The sequence below is a fragment of the Pseudomonas sp. zfem003 genome (assembly GCF_032621675.1).
Taxonomy (GTDB): Bacteria; Pseudomonadota; Gammaproteobacteria; order Pseudomonadales; family Pseudomonadaceae; genus Metapseudomonas; species Metapseudomonas otitidis.
Map to the genome: position 1 here is coordinate 38,190 of NZ_JAVYJG010000014.1, position 24,749 is coordinate 62,938.

Sequence of the window (24,749 nt, forward strand, 5' to 3'; positions counted from 1 at the left end):
GCCTGGTCGTCGCCCGTAGGATGCGGTGAGCTGCGCGAACCGCATCGATCCCGAGGCGCCCGGCCATGATGGGCTTCGCACAGCTCAGCCCACCGACGGAGTTGCGGTCGGCCCCGATCGTGGACCGGCGGGCCGCCCTCCAGGCGCATGGGAGCCGTCCGTAGGATGCGGTGAGCCGTGCGAACCGCATCGAGCCCGAGGCGTCCGGCCATGATGGGCTTCGCACAGCTCAGCCCACCGACAGGAACCCCCACGGGCCGCGTCCGTCAGGCGCTCTGGCGTTCTGGCGCCGCGTCGGCCTGGTCCCGCTCGACGATGATCTCGATCAGCGCCCGCGCGGCGGGGGAGAGGCGGTAGCCGGTGCGGGTGACGATGCCGCAGCGGGCGGAGAGGCTGTCCAGGTTTTCCGGCAGGTTGCGAAAGCCCAGCAGCGCCAGCTCGCCGCGCTCCAGGTGGGGCGCCAGGGTTTCCAGCATGGCCAGGCCCACCGCATCGGTCTGGCTTACCACCTGAACCAGCGCGGGCACGTGTTCGCATTCCACGTTGAGGCTGAAATCGGCCTTGCCGCTGAAGCCGGCCAGCAGCTTGCGCACCCCCGCGGGCAACCGGGTGGCGGCCAGCGGGTAGTCGAACAGGTCGTTGGTGGAGAGGCTGTCCTTGGCCAGCAGCGGATGCCCCGCCCGGCAGAAGAAACGCCCCCGGCGCGGGCTCAATTCGCGGGTCTGGAAGTTCGGGTCGGTCTCGAACTGGCGGATGTCGGCGATGAAGAACTCGATCTCCTCCCGCGCCAGCAAACGGCCCAGGGTCTCCCAGTTGTTCACCTCGAAGCGTGCATTCACCCGTGGATGGCGGCGGATGAACGCTGCCAGCGCATCCGGCACCAGGCTCGCCGCTGGCGCCGGGCCGCAGCCGAAGTGCAGCTCGCCGGCGTCCAGCTTGGTCATCTGGTTGATCTCGTGCACCAGGTTGCTGGCGCCCTGCACCAGGCGCAGCGCGTGCTGCAGCACCACCTGGCCCTCCGGCGTGGGGCGCAGGTCCTTGTTGCCCCGGTCCACCAGCTGGCAGCCCAGCGCCTGCTCCAGGCCCTGGATGCTGCGGCTGAAGGCCGGCTGGGTGATGCCCATGGCATCGGCCGCGCGGACGAAGCTGCGGTGTTCGATCAGGGCGACGAAGTAACGGAGTTGGCGCAGGTCCATACATGCTCTTCCGGCATCGAAAATATAGGGCGAAGGCATTTGCCGGCCTCTGGGGGCTGGTTTTAAATGCAGGCTCTTATTCCGTCAACGAAGCTTAAATAGATAAATAAGATTTAAATGGAATAAGTATATGGCCCAGCCCAGAGGGGGACCTGCACCATGAAACCGCTTGCCATGCCCATCGCCTTGCCGCCGTGCCCGTGTCCCATGTCCGTCCGGATGGGGTGTCGCTGAGGCACCGCCCCGGCGGCTGAGCGCCCCGCGCCGCCCCCGCACTCCCTGAACACCGTGCCGCCGTTGCCCGCCTGGGTGACGTGGCCCCGCTCGGCCCGGCGCCGGGCCCGATGCCAAGGAACCGATCATGAGAAACCGCCGTACCGCCTTGCGACCGCCCTTCACCCTGCGCCGCCTCGACGCCAGCCTGGCCCTGCTGCTGGCCTTCGGCAACGCCCCCGCCTGGGCCGCCGAGCGGCCTGCCGACAACCCGAAGGCCGAGGAGGACGTGGCCCTGCAGAAGGTCACCGTCACCGCCCGTCGCCGTGAGGAAAACGCCCAGGACGTCCCCACGCCGATCACCACCCTGGGCGGGGAAAACCTCGAAGCCCAACGCATCTACAAGGTGCAGGACCTGCAGCAGGTGCTACCCAGCGTCAACGTCGCGTTCATCCATGCGCGGCAATCCAGCGTCGCGGTGCGTGGCATCGGCAACAACCCGGCCAGCGACGGCCTCGAAGGCAGCGCCGGGGTCTACCTCGACAACGTCTACCTCGGTCGCCCGGGCATGGCCGTGTTCGACCTGCTGGACATCGAGCAGCTGGAACTGCTGCGTGGCCCCCAGGGCACCCTGTTCGGCAAGAACACCACCGCCGGTGTGCTCAACATCAGCACCCGCGCCCCCACCTTCAGCCCCGAGCGCACGGTGGAGGTTTCCGGCGGCCAGGACGGCTACTTCCAGGCCAAGGGCACGGTCAACGGCACCCTCACCGACACCCTCGCCGCACGCCTGTCGGCCTACCGCACCCGCGACGACGGCTTCATCAAGAACATCCACACCGGCGACGACCTCAACGGTGGCGAGCGCCAGGGCGTGCGCGGGCAACTGCTGTTCAAGCCCAGCGACGACTTCAACCTGCGCTGGATCAACGACTACAACGAGGAGGACTCCAGCACCGGCACCATGGTGGTCTACGGCGCGCCGGCCCGTTACTGGCAGCGCGCGGCCCTGGCGGGTGCCTCGCCGGTGCGCGACCCGGACGACAGGAAGGTCAACATCGACGGCCGCCAGAACGTCAGCGTCCACCAGGGCGGCAGCTCGGTGGAGGCCAACTGGAACCTCGCCGGCGGCTACACCCTCACCTCCATCAGCGCCTACCGCTACTGGCACTTCACCCCGGCCAACGACGAGAGCCTCAACGTACCGGCGCTGCTCAACACCGGCGTGGAAGTGCACGACCGCCAGTTCTCCCAGGAGATCCGCCTGGCCTCGCCCACCGGCGGCGCCTTCGACTACGTGGTCGGCGCCTACGTGTTCAACCAGAACCTGGGCAACAAGTCCTTCACCGACTACGGCTCCCGGGCCGACCTGTTCCTGCTCGGTGCCAACCTCAACGCCTTCAACAACGTCAGCACCCAGGCCAACGGCAAGATCGAGACCGACAGCTACGCGCTGTTCGCCCAGGGCACCTGGCACCTCACCGACCGCCTCGATTTTACCGCCGGCCTGCGCGGCACCTACGAGGAGAAGGACGCCAAGGTCGAGCGTTTCGCCCCGGTGGGCGGTGCTGCCGTCAGCGGCCAGGCCGCCGCCATCCGCGCGGCGCAGCTGGGCGCCTACGACTCGGGCGACCTCAGCCTGCACAACGCCGCACCGTCCTTCCTGCTGAACCTGGCCTACCGGTTCGACGACGACCTGCTGGGCTACGCCTCCCTGGCCCATGGCGAGAAGTCCGGCGGGGTGAACCTGGCGGTGGGCTCGGCCCCGGTGGCCGGTGCCGACTCCCTGGTGGTCGGGCCCGAGCGCGCCAACGACGCGGAGCTGGGCTTCAAGAGCACCCTGCTGGACAACCGCCTGCAGCTCAACGCCAACCTGTTCTGGACCGGCATCCACGGCTACCAGGCCACCACCCTGTACCAGGCGCCGGGCTCCACCAACGTCGTGCAGGTGCTGGCCAACGCCGGCAGCGTGCGCTCGCGCGGCCTGGAGTTCGAAGCCACCGCGCTGCCCCTGCGCGGGCTGACCCTGCGCTTCAACGGCTCCTACAACGACGTCACCTACCTCAGCTTCAAGGACGCCCCGTGCCCCGGCGAGGTGAGCACCGCTCCCGGCGCGCCGGCCACCTGCGACCTCACCGGCGAGCGCGTGGTCGGTGCCTCGAAATGGATCGCCAACCTCAGCGGCGAATACAAGTGGCAGCTGGAGAACCGCATCGAGCCCTACCTCACCGCCAGCTACGCCTACCGTTCCGAGGCCGAAGGCACCCTGGACAACTCCGACCTTTCCAAGATCGACGGCTACGGCCTGGTCAACCTCTCGGCCGGCGTGCGCCGCGACCTGGGCGATGGCCAGGTGGACGCCTCCATCTGGGTGCGCAACGCCACCGACACCGACTACTACCTGAGCGCCTTCGCCTACCTGAACGGCGCCTACACGGCCTCGGTGGGCGCCCCGCGCACCGCCGGCGTTTCCCTGCGCTACGACTTCTGACCCCCAGCACCACCCACCCAACGCGAGGACCGCACCATGAGCAACGCAGCACTGGCCACCCAGCAGCCCGAGATCCAGCTGGACATCCACCCCATCGCCGGACGCATCGGCGCCGAGATCCGTGGCATCAGCCTCTCCGCCGAGCTGGACGCCGCCACCGTGGACGCCATCCAGGCCGCCCTGGTCCGTCACAAGGTGATCTTCTTCCGTGGGCAGACCCACCTCGACGACCAGGGCCAGGAGGCCTTCGCCAAGCTGCTCGGCGACCCTGTCGCCCACCCCACGGTGCCGGTGCGCGAAGGCACCCGCTACCTGCTGCAGCTCGACGGCGCCGAAGGCCAGCGGGCCAACTCCTGGCACACCGACGTGACCTTCGTCGACGCCTACCCCAAGGCCTCCATCCTGCGCAACGTGGTGGCCCCGGCCGCCGGCGGCGACACCGTCTGGGCCAACACCGCCACCGCCTACAACGACCTGCCGGGCGAACTGCGCGAGCTGGCCGACAAGCTCTGGGCCATCCACAGCAACGAATACGACTACGCCGGCGTGCGCCCCAACGCCCCGGTGGAAAAACTGGAGGAGTACCGCAAGGTGTTTACCTCCACCGTCTACGAGACCGAGCACCCGGTGGTGCGCGTGCACCCCGTCAGCGGCGAACGCAGCCTGCTGCTGGGGCATTTCGTCAAACGCCTCAAGGGCCTGTCCCAGTCCGACTCGGCGCACATCTTCGCCGTCCTCCAGGGCTACGTGACGCGCCTGGAGAACACCGTGCGCTGGCGCTGGCAGCCTGGTGACGTGGCCATCTGGGACAACCGCTCCACCCAGCACTACGCCGTGGATGACTACGACACCCAGCCGCGCATCGTGCGCCGCGTGACCCTGGCCGGCGACGTGCCGGTGGGCATCGACGGCCAGCACAGCCGCACCACCCGCAAGGGCTGATACCGCCACCCTCCGCCGGGCGACGCTCGTCGCCCGGCGGCTTCTCCGGTCTCGTTCGCGATCAGCACCTGCATCGCGGTTGAACCACCCCACACCCCTGTCACGCATCGATGCGGTTCGCCGAGCTCACCGCATCCTACGGGCCTGCTCCGTCCGTAGGATGGGCTGAGCTGTGCGAAGCCCATCGTTGTGGCTGGCTGCGGATCGGTGGTCTGGGCTCCGCTTCACCGGTCCATCGCCGTAGCCCGGACTTCAGTCCGGGGAGGCCCCCGCTCCCGATCTCGGGGCTGACGCTTCGCGAGCAGAGCTCGCTCCTACGGTTCGCGATCAGCACCTGCATCGCGGTTGAACCACCTCCTACATCCCTGCCACGCACCGATGCGGTTCGCCGAGCTCACCGCATCCTACGGGTCAGCTCCGTCCGTAGGATGGGCTGAGCTGTGCGAAGCCCATCGTTGTGGCTGGCTGCGGATCGGTGGCGTGGGCCCTGCTTCACCGGTCCACCGCTGGCGCCACCTGCAACACCGCGGGTGGGCGTGAAACGCGACGTCCACCCGACACGGCGTCCATCCCAAACCGCCGCCTGCGCGGTCTTTCGATGCCTTCCCGGCATATTTTCAATGCCGCCAAGGCATCGGACTTTAAAACCCTTTATTAATCAATTGGTTAGAAATTTATATTCCCTAAAGTAATTACAAAATCATTAAAAATTACTTTATGGGATAAGCGTCCGAACCAATCATTCCCGCCGTGGCCGACCGCTCTGGATCGGCCCTTACGCGGCTCAGCCGCCCGTTTTCGATCACCGGCCCCGGCCGGTTTCTTCAACCAGGAGTCCTGCCGATGGGCAATGTCCTCAAGGCCGACAGCGCAAGTGGCCTGCCGTGGCCTGATGCGCGCGCGCCGGGTGAGGTGCGCGACCTGGGCGTGCAGGTGCGCCAGGCGCTGGCCGCCTCCCGCTTCCGCAGCGGCCAGGCCCGCGTGCTCGGTCGCCGCGAGGCGTGGCTGCTGGGGGCCTTCGCCCTGGTGCTGCATGCCGGCGTCCTCTACTGGGTCAGCAGCAAGCCCACGCCGCCGCTGCCCGAGGTGCCGCCCCAGGTGCCGCCGATGACCATCGAATTCACCACACCGGCCCCGCCCGTGGTGGAGCCGCCACCCCCTGAGCCACCACCCCCGCCGCCGGTCGTCGAGCCGCCGCCCCCGGTGGTGGAGGAGCTGGCGGTGAAACCGCCGCCGCCCAAGCCGGTGCCCAAGCCGAAACCCGTGCCCAAGCCCGCGCCGAAACCGGCTCCCAAGCCGGTGGAGGCTCCGCCACCCCCGCCGAAGGTGGAGGCCCCGCCCGCGCCGCCGGCACCCCCGGCTCCGCCCGCTCCGGCTCCGGTCACGCCGCCCTCGGCCAACGCCGGCTACCTGCGCAACCCGGCGCCGGAATACCCCGCCTTCGCCCAGCGCCGTGGCTGGGAAGGCACGGTGCTGCTGCGGGTCCATGTGCTGGCCAGCGGCTCGCCCAGCGAGGTGCAGGTGCAGAAGAGCAGCGGCCGCGACCTGCTCGACGAGGCGGCGGTCAAGGCCGTCAAGCGCTGGACCTTCGTCCCCGCCAAGCGCGGCGACGTGGCCCAGGACGGCTGGGTCAGCGTGCCCATCGATTTCAAACTGAACTGAATACCGGCGCCCTGCGCCCTGTGAGGACTGCACCATGGACCTAATCAGCAACCCCTTCGGCTCCGTCGAGCACCTGGTCATCTGGCTGCTCATCGGCTTCTCGGTCGTCACCTGGGGCCTGGCCCTGGTCAAGGCCATCCAGTTCGCCCGCCTGAAGCACCGCGACCGCCAGTTCCAGAAGCGCTTCTGGAGCGCCACCAGCCTGGACAGCGCCGCCGAGCTGGTGCAGGGCCATGGCGGGGCCGTGGCCGATGTGGCCCGCGCCGGCTTTGCTGCCCTGCAGGTGCCCGGTGGCCAGCCCGGTGACCTGAGCCAGGCGATCAACCACCAGGACCGCCTCGAACGCGCCCTGCGCCAGCAGATCCAGCGCCAGCGCCGCGCCCTCGAGTCGGGCCTGGCGGTGGTGGCCTCCATCGGCTCTACGTCGCCCTTCATCGGGCTGTTCGGCACCGTGTGGGGGATCATGGAGGCGCTCAAGGGCATCAGCCTGGCCGGCTCCGCCAGCCTGGAGACCGTGGCCGGCCCCATCGGTGCGGCGCTGGTCGCCACCGGGGTGGGCATCGCCGTCGCGGTGCCGGCGGTGCTGGTTTACAACTACTTCCTGCGCAGCCTCAAGCTGACCGCCGCCGACCTCGACGACTTCGCCCACGACTTCTACCTGCTGGCCCAGAAGAGCGCCTTCAGGCTGATCGTCAACCCCGCTCCGGCCCGTGCGGCCGGCGCTGTGAAGGAGGCGTCCTGACATGGCCTTCTCCACTCAGGACAGCGACGAGGTCCTCTCCGAGATCAACGTCACCCCGCTGGTGGATGTGATGCTGGTGCTGCTGGTGGTGTTCATCGTCACCGCGCCGCTGCTCACCAACGCCATCCCCATCAACCTGCCCAAGACCGAGGCCGTCGCCCCGCCGGACCAGAAGGACCCGCTGGTGGTGAGCATCGATGGCGAGGGCAAGGTGTTCATCAACAAGGACGAGATCCAGCCCGACCTGCTGCAGGCCAACCTGGAGGCCGCCAAGGCCAAGGATGCCGAGCTGCGGGTGCAGCTGCAGGCCGACGACAAGGTGGACTACGGTGCGGTGGCCAAGGCCATGGCCTCCATCGAGCGGGCCGGGATCACCAAGCTGGCGGTGATTACCGCTCGCTGAAGGATTGGCTGCCCGCCTTCAGGCAGGGGGCGGGCGGCCTTTTTTATGACCACGCGGGGCCTGTGCGCCCTGTAGCCGGCCCGACCGCGTTCACCGCCCCGGCGGTGGGACAGAACGGAGGGGCGTGGCGCTCAATCCTCCACCTCGAAGAACGCCGGCGGCACGGCATCGGCCAGCCACACGCCGTTGTCCGCCCGGTAGAAACGATGCCCGGCCTGGTGCATGCGTGCGGCGGCGATGCGCAGCAGCACCGGCTGGCCGTAGCGGGTGCCGACGGCGATGGCGGTGTCGCGCTGGTCCGAGAGGTGCACATGGTGGCGGCGACCGGGGCGCAGGCCCTGGGCGCGGATGGCCTCCATGAAGCGCGAGGCGGTGCCGTGGAAGAGGTGCTCCGGCGGCACCTGCTCGGCGTAGTCGATGGCCACGCCGGTGGCGGTGTGGCCCTGGGCGGCGCGGATGCGCTGGCCGTCGTCGGAGAGGCTGAAGCGCTTCTTGTCGTTGCTCGCCACCACCTCCAGCACCTGCTCGCGGTCGATGGCCTGGCCAGTGGCGCGGGCGAGGCGGATGAGGGTGTCGAGGTCGGCCCAGCCTTCGCGGTCCAGGGTCAGGCCGATGGCGCCGGGCTGGTGGCGCAGGAGGTAGCTGAGGTACTTGCTGAGGGTGGTAAGGCGTTTGTCCATTCGGGGTGGGGTCGTGTCGTCCATGGGGCGGCCATTTTAAAGGCAGTCACCGGTCGGCGGCAGGGGGATCGTCCCTAGTCAGGTCTATTTGATAAGCATTATCATCTCGCTCCCTTCCTGGCCCCGCCGGCTTCTCCATGCCCGACCAGCCCCTCCCGCCGACCCTTGCCGAGGCCGAGCGCGCGAAAGCCGCGCCGCGCGAGGTGCTGCTGCGCACCTTCCTCGCCGAGCGCTCGCGCATGGAGGCGCTGGTGAATCGCCAGGTGCGCTGCCGGGCCACGGCGGCGGACCTGGTGCAGGAGCTGTTCCTGCGCTTCTGGCGGCGCGCCGATGCCCAGGTGGAGGACCTCGCCACCTACCTGCTGCGCAGCGCGCGCAACATGGCCATCGACCACCTGCGCAGCGAGGGTTCGCGCTCGCGTACCGAGGCCGGCCTGCTGGCCGAGCAGCACCTGCCGGAGCCCGCCGACCCGGAGGCGGCCCTGGCCGCCGGACACGACCTGCGCCACGTGCAGGCAGCCCTGCGTGCACTGCCTGAACGCACCCGGCACATCTTCCTGCTCAACCGCATCCACGGCCGCACCTACGGCGAGATCGCCCAGGCCATGGGGCTGTCCCAGAGCGCGGTGGAAAAACATATGATGCGCGCCTTGGAGGCCTGCAAGGCCAGCCTGGCGGAGCCCTCCGCCGGCCCATCGCCCGGGAGCGCGACCTGATGAAGCCCGATCCACAGCGGCCGCCAGCGGCCAGCCCTCGCCAGAGCGCCGTCGAGCAGGCGGCCTGGCTGTGGGCGGGGCGCATGCAGGACGATCCCGATGCCGGCCAGCGCGAGGCCTTCGAGCGCTGGCTCTACGCCGACGTCCGCCACATCGATGCCTACGCCCAGGCCGAGGCGCTCTGGCGCCGCACCTGGCCGGCCGCCGCGCTGCTGGCGGACGAGGAGGCGGACCAGCTGCGCCAGTACCTGGCGCCGCGTCCCGTGCCCTCGCAGCGGCGCGCCCGCTGGAGCGCGGCGCTGGCCATGGCCGCCAGCCTGGTACTGATGCTTTGGGCCGGCGGCTGGCACCCGCTGGACCGCCTGCAGGACCTGGGTGCCGACTACGTGTCCGCGCCGGGGGAAGTGCGCACCCTCACCCTGGCCGACGGCTCCCGGGTGGTGCTGGATGCCGACAGCGCCCTCAGCGTCGACTACCGCGCCGATGAGCGCCACGTGGTGCTGCACCGGGGCGGTGCCTACTTCCAGGTCACCCATGGCGAGCCGCCCTTCGTGGTGGAAGCGGCCGGGGGCGAGGCCCGCGTGCTGGGCACCCGCTTCGGCGTGCGCCTGCAGCTCGGCGGCGCACGGGTCACCGTGGAGCAGGGGCGGGTGGGCGTCCGTGCCCGGGCGGATGCCCCGCAGCAGGTGCTCACCGCCAACCAGCAGGTGCGCTACCTCGACGGCCGCGGGGGGGAGGTCTACCCGGTGGATGCCGAGGCCCAGCTGGCCTGGCGCCAGGGCCGGCTGACCTTCTACAAGACGCCGCTGGCCGACGTGCTCGACGAGCTGGGCCGCTACTACCCGGGCCGCATCCTGCTGCTGGACACCGACCTCGCCGGGCAACGGGTCAGCGGCAGCTTCCCCAACAATGACCCTCGCGCCGTGGTGGATGCCCTGGGCGCCGTGCTCGGCTTCCAGCGCCACGAAGTGCTGGGCCGGGTGATGGTCCTGCGCTGAGCTGTCAGCCGCATTCCGCCGCCCTTCCTTCTCGCGTCTCCGCCGCCTGTCGGTCACGGCAACGCCGTGGCCTGTGGAAAACCGTCCGCGCCGTTCCGACGTCGCCTGCCGCCTGTGGAAAAAAACTTCAGGGCAGGGGTGAGGTGTTCCCGCTCGGCATCCGTGTAGGGGTGATGGAATGCGATTTATTCGCAACGAGAAGCCACAGCCAGGGGTACGCCTTACATGAATCACAGCTCATCGCGGTTGCAGCGCGGCGCCTTCAAGCGCCTCGGACTGGTCTCGGCCCTGCTCGCCCTGGGGAGCGCACCCTGGGTGCCCCAGGCCCTGGCCGAGGCCCCGGCGGCGCTGGCGCGGGAGCAGGTCTTCGCCATCGAGGCGCAGCCACTGGCCCCGGCCCTGGCCACCTTCACCCGCAGCACCGGGCTGGCGGTGGTCTACACCCAGGCCCTGCCGGAAGGGCGCAATGCGCCGGCCGTGAAGGGCCGTATGAGCGCCGAGCAGGCCCTGGCACGCCTGCTGGCCGGCAGCGGCTTCAGCTTCACCGAGGCGGCACCGGGCACCCTGACGCTGGTGCCGGTGGCCAGCTCCGACGCCCTCGACCTGGGCGCGGTGAACGTCGATGGCACCCGCCAGGCGGAAGGCGCCGCCAGCTACCAGCCACCGCCCACCACCCGCCTGGCCCGCAGCGACACCCCGCTGCTGGACATCCCCCAGGCGGTGGCCGTGGTCCCGGCCCAGGCGCTGCTGGACCAGCAGCCACAGAACCTCGACGACGCCCTGGCCAACGTCAGCGGCATCACCCAGGCCAACACCCTCGGCAGCACCCTGGACGCGGTGATGAAGCGCGGCTTCGGTGACAACCGCGACGGCTCGATCCTGCGCGACGGCATGCGCACCATCCAGGGCCGCAACCTCACCGCCAGCGCCGAGCGGGTGGAAGTGCTCAAGGGCCCGTCCTCGATGCTCTACGGCATCCTCGACCCGGGCGGGGTGATCAACGTCATCAGCAAGAAGCCGCAACTGCAGGCCTACCGCGCCATCACCGCGCGCGCCTCCACCTACGGCGACGGCAAGGACGGCAGCGGCGGCACCCTCGACGTCACCGGCCCGCTGGGGGATTCCGGCCTGGCCTACCGGGTGATCGCCGACTACGACGACGCCGACTACTGGCGCAACTTCGGCCACAGCCGCGACAAGACCTTCGCTCCCTCCTTCGCCTGGTACGGCGAAGACACCACGGTGAACCTCAGCTTCGAGCACCGCGAGTACAGCACCCCCTTCGACCGCGGCACCATCTTCCTCAACGGCAAGCCCCTGGCGGTGCCCGCCAACCGCCGCCTGGACGAGCCCTACAACGTCACCGAGGGCCGGTCGGACCTGATGATCCTCGACCTCGAACACCAGCTGAACGAGGCCTGGAAGGCCCACTTCGCCTACAGCTACAACCGCGACAGCTACGATGACTATCAGGCACGGGTACAGAGCCAGAACGCCAACGGCACGCTTCGGCGCCGCCTGGATGGCACCCGTGGCGCGGTGAGCACCGAGCACTTCGCCACCTTCGACCTGGACGGCCAGGTGCAGCTGGGCGGCATGCAGCACGACCTGCTGATGGGCGTGGACCACGAGTACCGCAAGTTCTTCCGCGAGGACCTGATCCGCCAGACCACCACCGTCAGCTTCAACCCCTGGAACCCGGTGTACGGCCAGGTGCCGGTGCCCACCACGGTGGCCGCCGGCGACAGCGACCAGACCGACCGCGTGGTCAGCCAGTCCGCCTTCTTCCAGGACTCGGTGCACCTCAACGAGCAGTGGATCTTCATCGCCGGGGCCCGCTACCAGCTCTACGACCAGCTCGCCGGCCGGGGCCGCCCGTTCAAGAAAAACACCGACATCGACGGCCAGGTATGGGTGCCCCGGGTCGGCCTGGTCTACAAGATGACCGACGAGCTGTCCCTCTATGGCGGCTACACCGAGTCGTTCAAGCCCAACTCCACCATTGCGCCGCTGACCGGCACCGCGTCCATCAACGGCATCGCCCCGGAGGAGGGCAAGAGCTGGGAGCTCGGCGCCAAGCTGGACATGCCCGGCCGTATCACCGGCACCCTGGCGCTGTTCGACATCGTCAAGGAGAACGTCCTGGTGACCCAGAACGTGACGATCGACGGGAAATCCGACACCGTCGCCAGCGGAGCCGGTGAAGTGCGCTCACGGGGCATCGAGCTGGATGTGACCGGGCAACTGACCGACAACCTCAGCCTGATCGGCACCTACGCCTTCACCGACGCCGAAGTGACCCGCGACCCCACGCTCAAGGGCAATGCGTTGCAGAACGTCGCCCGTCACACCGCTTCGCTCTCCGCCGTCTACGACTTCGGCCCGCTGTTCGACGGCGACCGCCTGCGTGCCGGCCTGGGTGGCCGCTACGTCGGCGACCGCGAGGGGGATGCCGAGAACACCTTCGAGCTGCCGCATTACACTGTCGCCGACGCCTTCGCCAGCTACGAAACGCCCCTGGGCAACGACAAGCGCCTCAAGCTCCAGCTCAACGTGAAGAACCTCTTCGACAAGACCTACTACAGCTCCTCGGTGAACCAGTGGAACGTCTCCATCGGCGACCCGCGCCTGGTGCAGCTCTCCAGCACCCTGGAGTTCTGAGTGCCGGTCCACTCCGCATGGTGGACCGGTGAAGCGGGGTCCGCCCTAAATCCGGCCCCCCGCCGCAGCGGATCGTTAACTTCGCCGTAACGATCCGCCGCCGGGCTTGATTGATGACCAGCCGGTCGCGCTCCTAAGGTTCGCTCCACGACAGCGGAACCCGTGGAGCCACCATGACAACAACACCCACCTCCCCGCCGCAGTGGTCGCGTCGGCGCGCGGAAAAGCAGCGCCGCCTCGACCGCGTGCGCCACCTCGCCGACGGCGCGGTGCTGCCCGGCGAGCGTATCGTCGAGGCCCTCGAAGCCCTGATCGCCCCCGGCGACCGGGTGGTGCTCGAAGGCAACAACCAGAAGCAGGCGGACTTCCTCTCCCGCGCCCTGGCCAAGGCCGACCCCGGGCGCCTGCACGACCTGCACATGATCATGCCCAGCGTCAGCCGCGCCGAGCACCTGGACCTGTTCGAACGCGGCATCGCCCGCACGCTGGACTTCTCCTTCGCCGGCCCGCAGAGCCTGCGCATCGGCCAGCTGATGGAAGACGGCCTGCTGGAAGTCGGCGCCATCCACACCTACATCGAGCTGTACTCGCGGCTGGTGGTGGACCTGATCCCCAACGTCACCCTGGTGGCCGGCTTCATGGCCGACCGCGAGGGCAACCTCTACACCGGCCCCAGCACCGAGGACACCCCGGCCCTGGTGGAGCCAACGGCCTTCTCCGACGGCATCGTCATCGCCCAGGTCAACCAGCTGGTGGACGACGTGCGCGACCTGCCGCGCGTGGACATCCCCGCCTCCTGGGTGGACTTCGTGGTGGTGGCCGACAAGCCCTTCTACATCGAGCCGCTGTTCACCCGCGACCCGCGCCACATCAAGCCGGTGCACGTGCTGATGGCGATGATGGCGATCCGCGGCATCTACGAGAAACACAACGTCCAGTCCCTCAACCACGGCATCGGCTTCAACACCGCCGCCATCGAGCTGATCCTGCCCACCTACGGCGAGTCCCTGGGCCTGAAGGGCAAGATCTGCCGCAACTGGACGCTCAACCCGCACCCGACGCTGATCCCCGCCATCGAGACCGGCTGGGTGGAAAGCGTGCACTGCTTCGGCACCGAGCTGGGCATGGAGGGCTACATCGCCCAGCGCCCGGACGTGTTCTTCACCGGCCGCGACGGCTCCCTGCGCTCCAACCGCATGCTGTGCCAACTGGCCGGGCAGTACGCGGTGGACCTGTTCATCGGCGCCACCCTGCAGGTGGACGGCGACGGCCATTCCTCCACCGTCACCCGGGGTCGCCTGGCGGGCTTCGGCGGTGCGCCGAACATGGGCCACGACCCGCGTGGCCGGCGCCACTCCACCCCCGCCTGGCTGGACATGCGCGCCGAACCCGAGGCCCTGCTGGCGCGCGGCAAGAAGCTGGTGGTGCAGCTTGTCGAGACCTTCCAGGAAGGCGGCAAACCCACCTTCGTCGAGACCCTCGACGCCGTCGACGTGGCCCGCAAGACCGGCATGCCCCTGGCGCCGATCATGATCTACGGCGACGACGTCACCCACCTGCTCACCGAGGAAGGCATCGCCTACCTGTACAAGGCGCGCTCCGATGAGGAACGCCGCGCCATGATCGCCGCCGTCGCCGGGGTCACCGCCATCGGCCTGCGCCACGACCCCAGGGACACCGAGCGCATGCGCCGCGAAGGGCTGATCGCCCTGCCCGAGGACCTCGGCATCCGTCGCACCGACGCCAGCCGCGAACTGCTCGCCGCCAAGAGCATCGCCGAGCTGGTGGAGTGGTCCGGCGGCCTCTACAACCCGCCCGCCCGTTTCAGGAGTTGGTGATGAGCGCAGTCACGTTACGCGACGCCGACCTGCCCCTGGCCGACTGGCTGGCGGACCGGGCGGTGGACGCCCTGATCGACGAGGCCGACCTCACGCCCAAGCCGGGCCTGGTGGACCGGCGCGGCAGCGGTGCCCACACCGACCTGCACCTGGGCCTGATGCACGCCTCGGCGCTGTCGCTCTGGCCCTGCTTCCGGCAGATGGCCGAGGTTGCCCTGCAGCACGGCGAGGTCGGCGTGCCCCTGCGCGAAGCCCTGGGCCGCATCGGCCGCGAAGGCGAGGCAGCGATGCTCGCCACCACCGCTGGGGTCAACACCCACCGGGGGGCCATCTGGGCCCTCGGCCTGCTGGTGGCGGCCTGGGCGCTGGAGCCCGACAGCCGCGACGCCCGCGCCATCGCCCTGCGGGCCGCGCGCATCGCCCTGATCGACGACCCCGCCGCCCCCGCGCCGCGCAGCCACGGGGCCGAGGTGTGCCGTCGCTACGGCGTGCGCGGTGCGCGGGAAGAAGCCCAGCTGGGCTTCCCCGCCGCCCTCGGCCACGGCCTGCCGCAGCTGCAGCGCAGCCGCGCGGCCGGAGCCGGCGAGCAGAACGCCCGGCTCAATGCGCTGCTGGCGATCATGGCCGAGCTGTCCGATACCTGCGTGCTCTGGCGCGCCGGCCCGGAAGGGCTGCAGGCCACCCGCGACGGTGCCCGCGCGGTGCTCGCCGCCGGGGGCGCCGCCAGCCTCGCCGGGCGCCGTCAGCTGCGCGCCCTGGAGGCGCGCCTGCTGGCCCTCAATGTATCCCCGGGCGGAGCCGCCGACCTGCTGGCCGCCTGCCTGTTCCTCGATCAAGCCGGGAGCCTGTGACATGGAAACCCTGACCTTCGAATTCCCCGCCGGGCAACCCGCTCGCGGCCGCGCCCTGGTGGGCTGCGTCGGCTCCGGCGACCTGGAAGTGCTGCTGGAGCCCGGCCGTGCCGGCACCCTGGCGATCCAGGTGATCACCTCGGTGAACGGCAGCGGCCCGCGCTGGACGCAGCTGTTCCAGCGCCTCTTCGCCGGCCAGCAGCTGCCGGCCTTGAACATCGACATCCACGACTTCGGCGCCACGCCGGGGGTGGTGCGCCTGCGCCTGGAGCAGGCCCTGGAGGAGGTGGCCCATGACTGATACCGCCCGCCTGCTGGCGGCCCGCAGCTTCGTCGAACTGGGTGCCCGCCAGCGCGCCCGCGCGCTGCTGGACGACGGCAGCTTCCGCGAACTGCTCGGCCCCTTTGATCGCGTCATGTCGCCCTGGCTGGTGCAGCAGGGCATCGTGCCCCAGGCCGATGACGGCGTGGTGGTGGCCAAGGGCAGCCTCGACGGCCGCCCCCTGGTGATCGCCGCCATCGAGGGCGCCTTCCAGGGCGGCAGCCTGGGCGAGGTCGGCGGTGCCAAGATCGCCGGCGCACTGGAGCTGGCGGTGGAAGACAACCGCCAGGGCATCCCCACTGCCGCCGTGCTGCTGCTGGAAACCGGCGGCGTGCGCCTGCAGGAAGCCAACCTGGGCCTGGCCGCCATCGCCGAGATCCAGGCCGCCATCGTCGCCCTGCGCCAGCACCAGCCGGTGGTGGGCGTGATCGCCGGTGCCGTCGGCTGCTTCGGCGGCATGTCCATCGCTGCCGGCCTGTGCAGCCACCTGCTGGTGACCCGCGAGGCGCGCCTGGGCCTCAACGGCCCCCAGGTGATCGAGCAGGAAGCCGGCATCGAGGAGTACGACGCCCGCGACCGGCCCTTCATCTGGAGCCTCACCGGTGGCGAACAGCGCCACGCCTGCGGCCTGGCCGACGCCTACGTGGCCGATGACGTGGCCGCCCTGCGCGAGGCCCTGGCCGGCCTTTTGGCGGCTGGCGAACCCGCTGCCCCGCGCTGCCGCCGCCCCGACGAATTCCTCGCCCGCCTGGCCCGGCTGGGGGAAGACTGTGACCAACTGGACGCCGCCCAGGTGCGCGCCCTCTACCAGGGAGAGCTGCAATGAGCCGAGGACTGAACTGGCTGCACGGCCTGGCCGGCGGTATCCCGCTGGCGGGCTTCCCCGCTTCGGTGCAGGTGATCGACGGCGAGGTGGGCAGCCGTGCCGCGCGCTTCATCGCCGTGGTGCCCGACCCGCGCAACCCCTTCCCCCGCGCCCGCAACGGCGAGGTGGGGCTGCTGGAAGGCTGGGGCCTGGCCAAGGCCGTGGATGACGCCATCCAGGCCGATGCGGGGCGTGCCGACAAGCGCGTGCTGGTGGCCGTGGTGGACGTGCCCAGCCAGGCCTACGGCCGCCGCGAAGAAGCCTTGGGGATCCACCAGGCCCTGGCCGGCGCAGTGGACGCCTACGCCCGTGCCCGCCTTGCCGGGCACCCGGTGATCGGCCTGCTGGTGGGCAAGGCCATGTCCGGCGCCTTCCTCGCCCACGGCTACCAGGCCCAGCGGCTGATCGCCCTGGACGACGCCGGGGTGATGGTCCACGCCATGGGCAAGGCCGCTGCCGCGCGCATCACCCTGCGCAGCGTCGACGAGCTGGAAGCCCTGGCGGCCAAGGTGCCGCCCATGGCCTACGACCTGGACAACTACGCTTCCCTCGGCCTGCTCTGGGAGCGCTTGGCTGTGGATAACCCCGACAGCCCCGGCGCCGCCGACCTCGACCGGGTGCGCGACTGCCTGGTGCGCGCCGTGGCGGATATCGGCACCGGCACCGACCTGTCCAACCGCCTGGGCGCCGAGAACCGCGCCGCCTCCTCGGCGGTGCGTGCCCAGTTGCGGGCGCAGTGGTAAGGCCCGGCCGGGAGCCCGCCATGGACCGCCTCCAGCCACACGACCTGCTCTGGGGCCTGGCCCCGGACCGGTTGCCTGCCGAGGCCCCGGCCTGGGCGCGGCAGGTGCTGGCCGCCGGGCAACCGGTGGTGGTGCGCCGTGCGTGCTGCCCGGCGGGCCAGGTGGCCGTGGGGGTGCGTGGCGCCACCCGCGCCGAGCGTTTCGCCGCCTGCATGCCGGTCGCCGCCGTGCAGCGGCGCCTCGCCCCCGAGCAACTGCGCCTGCGCGCGCCGGGGGAACTGCCGGCCCTGCGGGCCCTGGCCCAGGTGACGCCCTTGATGGACGCCCTCGGCCTGCCCTGGGGCCCCACTGGCGGGGTGGGCTACCAGCTCGCCACCGGGCGCGACGTGCTGCACGCGGAGAGTGACCTCGACCTGCTGCTGCGCACCGCCGAGCCCCTGCCGCGCGCCTGGGCGCGGGAGCTGCTGGTGCTGTTCGAAGACCTGCCCTGCCGCGTCGACCTGCAACTGCAGACGCCCCAGGGCGGCGTGGCCCTGCGCGAGTGGGGCGGCAGCGCCCGTCGCGTGCTGCTCAAGTGCGACGCTGGCGCGCGGCTTGTGGATAACCCCTGGCAGCCCCTGGAGGACGTGGCATGAGCAGCCTGTTCGCCTTCCCCGGCCAGGGTGCCCAGCAGCCCGGCATGCTCCAGGCCCTGCCGGCAGCGCCGGAAGTGCGTGCCTGCCTGGGCGAGGCCGCCGAGGTGCTGGGGGAGGGCCTGGCCCGGCTCGACAGCGCCGAGGCCCTGCGTTCCACCCGTGCGGTGCAGCTCTGCCTGCTCATCGCCGGGGTCGCCAGCGCCCGCCTGCTGCTGGCGCGCAGCCCGGCGCCGGACTACGTGGCCGGGCTGTCCATCGGCGCCTACCCGGCGGCGGTGGTGGCCGGCGCCCTGGACTTCGCCGATGCCCTGCGCCTGGTGGCCCTGCGTGGCGAGCTGATGCAGCGGGCTTATCCACAGGGCTACGGCATGACCGCCCTGCAGGGGCTGGACCTGACCACGGTGGAAGGGCTGCTGGCCGAGGCCGAGGGCCCGGTGTTCATCGGCAACCTCAACGCCGACAACCAGATCGTCATCGCCGGCAGCGACGCCGCCATGGCCGCCGTCGCCGAACGGGCCCGCGCCCTGGGGGCCGGTCTGGCGAAGCGCCTGGCAATGAGCGTGCCGTCCCACTGCCCACTGCTGGAAGCGCCGGCCCGTGAGCTGGCGGCGGCCTTCGCCGAGGTGCCGCTGCGGCGCCCGGCGATCCGCTACCTCAGCGGCACCACCGCGCGGCTGATCCACGACCCGGAGCGCCTGCGCGACGACCTCGCCTTCAACATGTGCCGCGTGGTCGACTGGCACGGCACCCTGCGCACCGCCTATGAGCGCGGCGTGGGCCTGTTCATCGAGCTGCCCCCCGGCGCCGTACTCAGCGGCCTGGCGCGGCGGGTGTTCGAAAAAGGGACGGTGATCGCCTTTCAGGGCGCCCGCCTGGATACGCTGGACGCCCTGTTGCGCCAGGAGGTGGAGCACTCCCGATAAACGCCGTGCAACTCGAAGGATAAAAACAAGCCACTTCGACCCGAACACGAGGACAACAACAATGATCATCTACGGTGTGGCCTTCCTGGCCCTGTGTACCCTTGTCGGCCTGTTCATCGGCGAACTCCTGGGCAAGCTCCTGGGCGTTCCCGCCAACGTCGGCGGTGTCGGCATCGCCATGCTGCTGCTCATCTTCGTCGGCAGCGCCCTGCACAAGCGCGGCCTGATGGGCGCCAAGAGCGAGCAGGGCGTGGAATTCTGGAGCGCCATCTACATCCCCATCGTGGTCGCCATGGCCGCCCAGCAGAACGTGCTCGGCGCGCTGTCCGGCGGGCCCATGGCGATCCTCGCCGGCATCGCGGCGGTGGTCCTCGGCTTCGCCATGGTCCCGGTGCTGGACCGCCTCGGCCAAAAGAAGCCCGACGCGGCAGCCGCCGCTGATGCCCTGAAGCCTGCGCAACGGTGACCGCCATGTACGAATCCATGCTGAAAGTGATCAACGGCTACGGGCTGATCAGCGGCTTCGCCGTCATCGGCGTCACCATGTGGCTGTCCTACTGGCTCTCCGACAAGCTGACGCGGGGCCGCCTGCACGGCTCGGCCATCGCCATCTTCCTCGGCCTGGTGCTGTCCTACGTGGGCGGCGTGATGACCGGCGGGCAGAAGGGCCTGGTGGACGTGCCGCTGCTGTCCGGCATCGGCCTGCTGGGCGGCGCCATGCTGCGGGACTTCGCCATCGTCGCCACGGCCTTCGGGGTGAACATCGAGGAACTCAAGCGCGCCGGCGTGTCCGGGGTGGTGGCGCTGTTCTTCGGCATCGGCACCTCCTTCGTCGCTGGGGTCGGCGTGGCGCTGGCCTTCGGCTACACCGACGCGGTGAGCCTGACCACCATCGGCGCGGGGGCGGTGACCTACATCGTCGGCCCGGTGACCGGCGCGGCCATCGGCGCCAGCTCCGAGGTGATGGCGCTGTCCATTGCCGCCGGCCTGGTGAAGGCCATCCTGGTGATGGTGGCGACGCCCTTCGTCGCGCCCTTCATCGGCCTCGACAACCCGCGCACGGCGGTGATCTTCGGCGGCCTGATGGGGACCTCCAGCGGCGTGGCCGGGGGCCTGGCGGCCACCGATCCGAAGCTGGTGCCCTACGGTTGCCTGACCGCCGCCTTCTACACCGCCCTGGGCTGCCTGCTGGGCCCGTCGCTGCTGTTCTTCATGATGCGCGGCCTGGCCGGCTGAGGGGCTCGCCCGGGTTTTACGACGGCGGTCAGTGCGGGCCCTGCCGCAGGCTGTACATGCGGCATTCGGCCAGCAGCGCGAGCAGGTTGGGGTCGCGCTCGCGGGCCTTGAGGAAGACCACGCCGATGTGCTGCTGCAGGCGGTAGCGTGCCTGCAGCGGGATGAGCTTCACGCGGTTCTCGTACACCGCCGCGATGCGCCCGGGCAGCAGGGCGTAGCCGACCCCGGAGCTGACCATGCTGAGCAGGGTGAAGATGTCGTTCACCTGCATCGCCACCTTCGGCTCGAAGCCCGCCTGCTGGAACACCCGCGCGCCGTCGCGGTGGGTGGCGAAGCCCTGGGTGAGGGTGATGAAGGTGGAGTCGGCCAGGTCCGCCAGGTCCACCTCCGGCTGCTCGGCGAAGGGCGAGTCGGTGGGCACGGCGAGGAAGATGTCGTCGGAGAACAGCGGCAGCTGCTCGCAGTCCGGGTCGCTGACGCTCTCGTCGAGGGACACCAGCATGGCGTCCAGCTCCAGGTTCTTCAGGCGGTAGAGCAGGTCGGCGTTGGAGCCCAGGGTGAGGTCGATGTTCAGCTCGCTGCGGCGGATCTTCAGGCCCATCACCAGTTGCGGCACGGTCTTCACCGTCAACGAATAGAGCGCACCGAGCTTGAAGCGCTCGGCGGAAAAGCCCGCCGCCTCGCGGGTCAGGCGCACCATGTCGAGCACGTCCTGCACCAGCTTCTGGGCCTTCTCCTCCAGCACGTAGGCGCTTTCCAGCGGCGTCAGGTTGCGCCCCTCGTGCTTGAACAGCGGGCAGCGCAGGGCGCTCTCCAGGGAGTGGATGGCGCGGTGCACGCTGACGTTGCTGGTGCCCAGCGCCGCCGCCGCGCGGGACAGGTTGCCCGCGCGCATGAAGGCGAGGAAGGTCTCCAGTTTCTTCAGGGTCAGCTCGTCGTCGATCTGCATGGCGCCGTGTTCCGGTGCTGGGGAGCGAGGGGCTCATCCTACTCGTTCGGTCTGGCGGGGCGAGGATGACCTGCAGCTATAAGCTAATAATGCATAAGTAAATAAATTCTTATTCCTTAACAGATATATGACGAGCCCCTAGACTGCCCTTCATCGAACGTCTCGCAAGGAGGGCTCGCCATGCGCAGCCAGGCCATTCGCTACTTGATCCTGCCAGGATGGCAGGGCTCCCCCGACGACCATTGGCAGAGCCACTGGGAGCGCACGCTGCCCAACGCGCAGCGGGTGGAGCAGGCCGATTGGGACCAACCCGACCGCGCGGCCTGGGTGGCGGCGCTGGAGCGGGCCATCGATGCCGAGCGCACGCCGGTGATCCTCGTCGCCCACAGCCTGGGCTGCGTCACCGTGGCCCACTGGGCGGCCCAGGCCGACCCGGACGTGCTGCGCCGGGTGCGCGGTGCGCTGCTGGTCGCCCCGGCGGATGTGGAGCGCCCCGGCTGCCCGGAGGCGCTCACCGGCTTCGCGCCGATCCCCCGCACGGCCCTGCCGTTCCCCACGCTGCTGGTGGGCTCCGACAACGACCACGCGGCCAGCCCGCAGCGGGCCCTGCAACTGGCCTGTGACTGGGGCGCCGAGCCGGCCATCCTCGCCGGCGCCGGGCACATCAACGTGAAGTCCGGCCACCAGCGCTGGGAGCAGGGCTTCGCCTACCTCTACCGCCTGCAGGGGCGCATCGAGCAACTGGCCCGCCTGCGCGCCTGAGCCGGGCGCGCCTCCATTCATCGCGTGACGTCCGGGACCCGCCAGCGCGCAGGCCCCGGCGGGAGATTTCGTCCATGAGCCAGCCAGCCAATGGCCAACCCCTGCTGACCTTCGCCGACGCCGACCGCAGCCCGCTGAGCATCCGTGCCCGTGCGCTGGTGTTCGTCGATGCCCGTTCGCGGCGCCTGCGGGAGGAAATAGAACACCTGGCACCGGCCGCCGTGCCGGTGCTGATCCAGGGCGAGACCGGCACCGGCAAGGAACTGCTGGCGCGGCAGATCCACCGCGCCAGCGAGCGGCCGGGGCTGTTCGTCGCGGTCAACTGCGGCGCCATCAGCAAGGCCTACGCCGAGGCCGAGCTGTTCGGCCACGCCCCCGGCGCCCATGCCGGCTCGGCCAGCAGCCGCGCCGGCTGGTTCGGCTCGGCCAACGGCGGGACGCTCTACCTGGACGAGATCGGCGACCTGCCGCTGCCGCTCCAGGCGCGCCTGCTGGCGGCCCTGGAAAGCCGCGAGGTGACCCGCGTCGGCGCCCAGCAGCCGACCCCGGTGGACGTGCGCCTGGTGGCCGCCACCAGCATCGACCTGGCCCAGGCGGTGCGTGCCGGCAAGTTCGACGAGCGGCTCTACCAGTACCTCAACGAAGGGCGCGTGGAACTGCCGCCGCTGCGCGAACGCCCGGACGACATCCTGCCGCTGGCCGAGTACTTCCTCGGCATCTACGCCCAGCGCCTCGACCTGCCGCTGCCGTTGATCGGCGCCCAGGCCCAGGCGGCGCTGGAGGGCTACCCCTGGCCGGGCAACACCCGCGAGCTGGAGAACAGCATCCACTTCGCCCTGCTGGTGAGCGACGGCGAGGAGATCCTGCCGCACCACCTCAACCTGCCGCCCGCACCGAGTTATGCACAGCTCGCCCAGCAGCTGCGGCAGCTGGCGGCCAACGATGTGGACAACCTGCGGCAGCTGTTCGCCGAGGTGCTGGCGGGGTAGGGCGTCGAGGGGGCAAGGGGTGGGTCGACGCGATGTGACCCACCCGGAGGCAGGCCTTAGCCGTGCAGGTGGAACAGCTTGTGCACGATGCGCCAGCGGCCGTCGATCTTCAGCAGCGAGAGGTAATCGGTGAAGTCCAGGCCGGCGTAGACGTCGGTGACCTTGGCCAGGGCGGTGTCGCCGGTGAGGTCCAGGGACTCCAGCCGCCACACCGGCGCTTCGCCCTCGGCCACCACCGGCCCCTTGGCCTGCAGGCCGGCGATGAAGGCTTCCGGCGAGAGCCACTGCAGGTCCGGGCCGAAGTGCCCGACGATGCGGCTGTCGGGGTGGAAGGCGCTGCGCAACAGCGTCGCGTCCGCCCGCACCATGCCTTCCACGTAATCCCGTACCACCGCCTCGATGGCCTGGCGTTCCGCTTCCATGTCCGTGCTCCTGTCGCGTGGGAAAGGCCAGAGCCTAGCCCGCCCGGGCCGATCCCGCAGCTCCCGGGGTTCCGTACCGCGAACCCTCAATCGTCCTCGATGCACGGCGCGCGGCTTGGAGCTGGACGGTGGATCGATGAAGCGAGATCACCCCACGGATGCAGCGCCCTGTCGTCCGTAGGATGGGCTGAGCTACGCGAAGCCCATCGCCCCGATGCACGGCGCGCGGCTCGGAGCTGGGCGGTGGATCGGCGAAGCGCGATCCCTCCTACGGGTGCAGCGTCACCCCACGGGGCCTGGATCAATGGATCTGCCCGGCCGCCTGGAGGCGCTCGCGGGTGGCGCGCAGGCGGGGCAGGGGCAGGCACACCAGCAGGGTGGCGACCAGCACGGCCACGCCCATCAGCGGCAGGTTGGCCAGGCCCATCCCGGTGCTCAGCCACAGGCCGCCGACGAATGCACCGCTGGCGTTGCCCAGGTTGAAGGCCGCGTGGCTGAGGGTGGCGGCGAGGCTGGCGGACTCGCCGGCCTGTTCCACCAGCAGCAATTGCAGCGGCGAGGAGATGGCGAAGCTCGCCACGCCCCAGAGGAACAGGCAGGCCAGCGCCAGCACCGGCATCTGGGCGAAGACGAACAGCCCCACCAGGCACAACGCACTCACCGCGAAGGCCCCGGGCAGGGCGAAGCGGAAGCCCTTGTCCGCCAGGCGCCCGCCCAACAGGTTGCCGAGGGTCAGGCCGATGCCGAACAGCAGCAGGGCGAAATTGGCGTGCTCCGGGCTGAAGCCGGAGACATCACGCAGCAGCGGGCTGATGTAGGTGAACACGCCGAACAGCGCCACCGACGACAGGCTGCACACCCCCAGCGCATGCAGCACCGGGCGCCGGAAGATGCCGTCCCAGGCGCCGGCGGCATTGGGCTGCGGCCTGGCGGTGGCCGGCAGCCAGAGGAACTGCGCCAGCAGCGTCAGCAGGCCCAGGCCCGCCACCACCATGAAGGTCACCCGCCAACTGGTGGCCTGGCCCAGCCAGGCGCCGGCCGGTACCCCGAGCACGTTGGCGATGGTCAGCCCGCTGAGCACCAGTGCCATGGCCGAGGCGCGGCGATGGGGCGGCGCCAGCTCGGCGGCCAGCAGGGTGGCGCAGCCGAAGAAACCGGCATGGCTGAAGGCGGTGAACATGCGCGCCGCCAGCAGCCATTCGTAGCTGGGGGCCAGGGCGCAGGCGAGGTTGCCCAAGGCATAGGCGCCCATCAGCCAGAGCAGCGCCTGGCGCCGTGGCAGGCGCCCCAGCAGCGGGCCCAGCAGCGGCGCGCCGATGACCACGCCCATGGCGTAGGCGCTGACCAGCAGGCCGGCGTCGGAGAGGCTCACGGAGAGGTCCTGGGCCACCTCGGGCAGCAGGCCCATGATGATGAATTCACTGCTGCCGACGACGAAGCCGCCAAGGGCCAGGGCGAGCAGGGGGAGGGAGAGAAGGGTCGAGGGATTCATGGCAAGAGGCAGGGCTTG

At 70.3% G+C, this 24,749-nt stretch carries 24 protein-coding genes; 19 read left to right on the forward strand and 5 right to left on the reverse strand.

Annotation, left to right across the window (positions count from 1 at the left end):
* Positions 1-266 precede the first annotated feature (266 nt).
* Positions 267-1,196, reverse strand: a complete 930-nt coding sequence (locus RTK35_RS28420) for a LysR family transcriptional regulator (protein WP_142013476.1) — start codon at positions 1,194-1,196, stop codon at positions 267-269.
* A gap of 361 nt (positions 1,197-1,557) precedes the next feature.
* Between RTK35_RS28420 and RTK35_RS28425 the strand changes: the two genes are divergently transcribed.
* The 5 genes from RTK35_RS28425 to RTK35_RS28445 all read left to right on the forward strand — a co-directional run bounded on the left by RTK35_RS28425 (position 1,558) and on the right by RTK35_RS28445 (position 7,649).
* The gene (locus tag RTK35_RS28425; RefSeq protein WP_316909550.1) at positions 1,558-3,900 is read left to right on the forward strand and encodes a TonB-dependent receptor; all 2,343 of its coding nucleotides are present in this window, start codon (positions 1,558-1,560) and stop codon (positions 3,898-3,900) included.
* 36 nt (positions 3,901-3,936) lie between these two features.
* Positions 3,937-4,842, forward strand: coding sequence for a TauD/TfdA family dioxygenase (locus RTK35_RS28430; RefSeq protein WP_316909551.1), 906 nt, complete (start codon positions 3,937-3,939; stop codon positions 4,840-4,842).
* An 843-nt stretch (positions 4,843-5,685) separates the two neighbouring features.
* Positions 5,686-6,504 (forward strand): energy transducer TonB, encoded by an 819-nt coding sequence (locus tag RTK35_RS28435; protein WP_316909552.1) that lies wholly within the window; start codon positions 5,686-5,688, stop codon positions 6,502-6,504.
* A gap of 34 nt (positions 6,505-6,538) precedes the next feature.
* The gene (locus tag RTK35_RS28440; RefSeq protein ID WP_107330984.1) at positions 6,539-7,246 is read left to right on the forward strand and encodes a MotA/TolQ/ExbB proton channel family protein; all 708 of its coding nucleotides are present in this window, start codon (positions 6,539-6,541) and stop codon (positions 7,244-7,246) included.
* Position 7,247: 1 nt separating this feature from the next.
* On the forward strand, positions 7,248-7,649 hold the full coding sequence (locus RTK35_RS28445) for an ExbD/TolR family protein (RefSeq protein WP_044407112.1): 402 nt from the start codon (positions 7,248-7,250) through the stop codon (positions 7,647-7,649).
* 131 nt (positions 7,650-7,780) lie between these two features.
* On the opposite strand, the gene RTK35_RS28450 is transcribed toward RTK35_RS28445, so the two are convergent.
* Entirely contained in the window at positions 7,781-8,329 is a 549-nt protein-coding gene (locus tag RTK35_RS28450; protein WP_268193557.1) for an RNA 2'-phosphotransferase, read from the reverse strand.
* A 137-nt stretch (positions 8,330-8,466) separates the two neighbouring features.
* On the opposite strand from RTK35_RS28450, the gene RTK35_RS28455 reads away from it, so the two are divergent.
* From RTK35_RS28455 to madM, 12 genes are all read left to right on the forward strand, one after another.
* Positions 8,467-9,045 carry an RNA polymerase sigma factor gene (locus RTK35_RS28455; RefSeq protein WP_142013488.1) on the forward strand — a complete coding sequence of 193 codons (579 nt, stop codon included), beginning with the start codon at positions 8,467-8,469 and terminating at the stop codon, positions 9,043-9,045.
* Positions 9,045-10,043, forward strand: coding sequence for a FecR family protein (locus RTK35_RS28460; RefSeq protein WP_316909553.1), 999 nt, complete (start codon positions 9,045-9,047; stop codon positions 10,041-10,043). The genes RTK35_RS28455 and RTK35_RS28460 overlap by 1 nt, the downstream gene beginning before the upstream one ends.
* Before the next feature lie 225 nt (positions 10,044-10,268).
* Positions 10,269-12,704, forward strand: coding sequence for a TonB-dependent receptor (locus RTK35_RS28465; RefSeq protein WP_316909554.1), 2,436 nt, complete (start codon positions 10,269-10,271; stop codon positions 12,702-12,704).
* Positions 12,705-12,877: 173 nt separating this feature from the next.
* The gene (gene mdcA, locus RTK35_RS28470; protein ID WP_316909555.1) at positions 12,878-14,542 is read left to right on the forward strand and encodes a malonate decarboxylase subunit alpha; all 1,665 of its coding nucleotides are present in this window, start codon (positions 12,878-12,880) and stop codon (positions 14,540-14,542) included.
* Positions 14,542-15,393, forward strand: coding sequence for a triphosphoribosyl-dephospho-CoA synthase (locus RTK35_RS28475; protein ID WP_316909556.1), 852 nt, complete (start codon positions 14,542-14,544; stop codon positions 15,391-15,393). Before mdcA ends, RTK35_RS28475 begins: the two co-directional genes overlap by 1 nt.
* Before the next feature lies 1 nt (position 15,394).
* Positions 15,395-15,694 (forward strand): malonate decarboxylase subunit delta, encoded by a 300-nt coding sequence (locus RTK35_RS28480; protein WP_044407138.1) that lies wholly within the window; start codon positions 15,395-15,397, stop codon positions 15,692-15,694.
* Positions 15,687-16,541, forward strand: a complete 855-nt coding sequence (locus tag RTK35_RS28485; RefSeq protein ID WP_268193549.1) for a biotin-independent malonate decarboxylase subunit beta — start codon at positions 15,687-15,689, stop codon at positions 16,539-16,541. Before RTK35_RS28480 ends, RTK35_RS28485 begins: the two co-directional genes overlap by 8 nt.
* Entirely contained in the window at positions 16,538-17,323 is a 786-nt protein-coding gene (gene mdcE, locus RTK35_RS28490) for a biotin-independent malonate decarboxylase subunit gamma (RefSeq protein ID WP_316909557.1), read from the forward strand. Before RTK35_RS28485 ends, mdcE begins: the two co-directional genes overlap by 4 nt.
* Positions 17,324-17,343: 20 nt before the next feature.
* Positions 17,344-17,958 (forward strand): malonate decarboxylase holo-ACP synthase, encoded by a 615-nt coding sequence (locus tag RTK35_RS28495; protein WP_316909558.1) that lies wholly within the window; start codon positions 17,344-17,346, stop codon positions 17,956-17,958.
* Positions 17,955-18,881: a malonate decarboxylase subunit epsilon gene (mdcH, locus tag RTK35_RS28500; RefSeq protein WP_316909559.1), complete on the forward strand. Its 927-nt coding sequence runs from the start codon at positions 17,955-17,957 to the stop codon at positions 18,879-18,881. The genes RTK35_RS28495 and mdcH overlap by 4 nt, the downstream gene beginning before the upstream one ends.
* A gap of 61 nt (positions 18,882-18,942) precedes the next feature.
* Complete coding sequence (gene madL, locus RTK35_RS28505; protein WP_142013503.1) at positions 18,943-19,347, forward strand: malonate transporter subunit MadL; 405 nt, start codon at positions 18,943-18,945, stop codon at positions 19,345-19,347.
* Positions 19,348-19,352: 5 nt separating this feature from the next.
* A complete protein-coding gene (gene madM, locus RTK35_RS28510) occupies positions 19,353-20,117 on the forward strand; it encodes a malonate transporter subunit MadM (RefSeq protein ID WP_172434936.1) in 765 nt (254 codons plus the stop codon).
* A gap of 28 nt (positions 20,118-20,145) precedes the next feature.
* Here the strand turns inward: madM and RTK35_RS28515 are convergent, their stop codons facing one another.
* Positions 20,146-21,066 (reverse strand): LysR substrate-binding domain-containing protein, encoded by a 921-nt coding sequence (locus RTK35_RS28515; RefSeq protein ID WP_044407156.1) that lies wholly within the window; start codon positions 21,064-21,066, stop codon positions 20,146-20,148.
* A 180-nt stretch (positions 21,067-21,246) separates the two neighbouring features.
* Between RTK35_RS28515 and RTK35_RS28520 the strand changes: the two genes are divergently transcribed.
* On the forward strand, positions 21,247-21,828 hold the full coding sequence (locus RTK35_RS28520; RefSeq protein WP_316909560.1) for an alpha/beta hydrolase: 582 nt from the start codon (positions 21,247-21,249) through the stop codon (positions 21,826-21,828).
* 74 nt (positions 21,829-21,902) lie between these two features.
* Positions 21,903-22,817: a sigma 54-interacting transcriptional regulator gene (locus RTK35_RS28525; RefSeq protein ID WP_044407162.1), complete on the forward strand. Its 915-nt coding sequence runs from the start codon at positions 21,903-21,905 to the stop codon at positions 22,815-22,817.
* Between the two features lie 56 nt (positions 22,818-22,873).
* On the opposite strand, the gene RTK35_RS28530 is transcribed toward RTK35_RS28525, so the two are convergent.
* A complete protein-coding gene (locus RTK35_RS28530) occupies positions 22,874-23,239 on the reverse strand; it encodes a nuclear transport factor 2 family protein (RefSeq protein ID WP_142013510.1) in 366 nt (121 codons plus the stop codon).
* A gap of 301 nt (positions 23,240-23,540) precedes the next feature.
* Positions 23,541-24,731: an MFS transporter gene (locus RTK35_RS28535; RefSeq protein WP_316909561.1), complete on the reverse strand. Its 1,191-nt coding sequence runs from the start codon at positions 24,729-24,731 to the stop codon at positions 23,541-23,543.
* Positions 24,732-24,749: the final 18 nt, after the last annotated feature.

Excerpts from the sequence above, each read along its gene's own strand:
- RTK35_RS28455 (WP_142013488.1), top strand. The coding sequence starts at position 8,467 with ATGCCCGACCAGCCCCTCCCGCCGACCCTTGCCGAGGCCGAGCGCGCG.
- madM (WP_172434936.1), top strand. The coding sequence starts at position 19,353 with ATGTACGAATCCATGCTGAAAGTGATCAACGGCTACGGGCTGATCAGC.
- RTK35_RS28465 (WP_316909554.1), top strand. The coding sequence starts at position 10,269 with ATGAATCACAGCTCATCGCGGTTGCAGCGCGGCGCCTTCAAGCGCCTC.
- RTK35_RS28425 (WP_316909550.1), top strand. The coding sequence starts at position 1,558 with ATGAGAAACCGCCGTACCGCCTTGCGACCGCCCTTCACCCTGCGCCGC.
- RTK35_RS28420 (WP_142013476.1), bottom strand. The coding sequence starts at position 1,196 with ATGGACCTGCGCCAACTCCGTTACTTCGTCGCCCTGATCGAACACCGC.
- RTK35_RS28445 (WP_044407112.1), top strand. The coding sequence starts at position 7,248 with ATGGCCTTCTCCACTCAGGACAGCGACGAGGTCCTCTCCGAGATCAAC.
- RTK35_RS28430 (WP_316909551.1), top strand. The coding sequence starts at position 3,937 with ATGAGCAACGCAGCACTGGCCACCCAGCAGCCCGAGATCCAGCTGGAC.
- RTK35_RS28515 (WP_044407156.1), bottom strand. The coding sequence starts at position 21,066 with ATGCAGATCGACGACGAGCTGACCCTGAAGAAACTGGAGACCTTCCTC.
- RTK35_RS28460 (WP_316909553.1), top strand. The coding sequence starts at position 9,045 with ATGAAGCCCGATCCACAGCGGCCGCCAGCGGCCAGCCCTCGCCAGAGC.
- RTK35_RS28530 (WP_142013510.1), bottom strand. The coding sequence starts at position 23,239 with ATGGAAGCGGAACGCCAGGCCATCGAGGCGGTGGTACGGGATTACGTG.
- mdcH (WP_316909559.1), top strand. The coding sequence starts at position 17,955 with ATGAGCAGCCTGTTCGCCTTCCCCGGCCAGGGTGCCCAGCAGCCCGGC.
- RTK35_RS28525 (WP_044407162.1), top strand. The coding sequence starts at position 21,903 with ATGAGCCAGCCAGCCAATGGCCAACCCCTGCTGACCTTCGCCGACGCC.
- RTK35_RS28495 (WP_316909558.1), top strand. The coding sequence starts at position 17,344 with ATGGACCGCCTCCAGCCACACGACCTGCTCTGGGGCCTGGCCCCGGAC.
- madL (WP_142013503.1), top strand. The coding sequence starts at position 18,943 with ATGATCATCTACGGTGTGGCCTTCCTGGCCCTGTGTACCCTTGTCGGC.
- RTK35_RS28485 (WP_268193549.1), top strand. The coding sequence starts at position 15,687 with ATGACTGATACCGCCCGCCTGCTGGCGGCCCGCAGCTTCGTCGAACTG.
- RTK35_RS28480 (WP_044407138.1), top strand. The coding sequence starts at position 15,395 with ATGGAAACCCTGACCTTCGAATTCCCCGCCGGGCAACCCGCTCGCGGC.
- RTK35_RS28520 (WP_316909560.1), top strand. The coding sequence starts at position 21,247 with ATGCGCAGCCAGGCCATTCGCTACTTGATCCTGCCAGGATGGCAGGGC.
- mdcA (WP_316909555.1), top strand. The coding sequence starts at position 12,878 with ATGACAACAACACCCACCTCCCCGCCGCAGTGGTCGCGTCGGCGCGCG.
- RTK35_RS28450 (WP_268193557.1), bottom strand. The coding sequence starts at position 8,329 with ATGGACAAACGCCTTACCACCCTCAGCAAGTACCTCAGCTACCTCCTG.
- RTK35_RS28435 (WP_316909552.1), top strand. The coding sequence starts at position 5,686 with ATGGGCAATGTCCTCAAGGCCGACAGCGCAAGTGGCCTGCCGTGGCCT.
- RTK35_RS28535 (WP_316909561.1), bottom strand. The coding sequence starts at position 24,731 with ATGAATCCCTCGACCCTTCTCTCCCTCCCCCTGCTCGCCCTGGCCCTT.
- mdcE (WP_316909557.1), top strand. The coding sequence starts at position 16,538 with ATGAGCCGAGGACTGAACTGGCTGCACGGCCTGGCCGGCGGTATCCCG.
- RTK35_RS28440 (WP_107330984.1), top strand. The coding sequence starts at position 6,539 with ATGGACCTAATCAGCAACCCCTTCGGCTCCGTCGAGCACCTGGTCATC.
- RTK35_RS28475 (WP_316909556.1), top strand. The coding sequence starts at position 14,542 with ATGAGCGCAGTCACGTTACGCGACGCCGACCTGCCCCTGGCCGACTGG.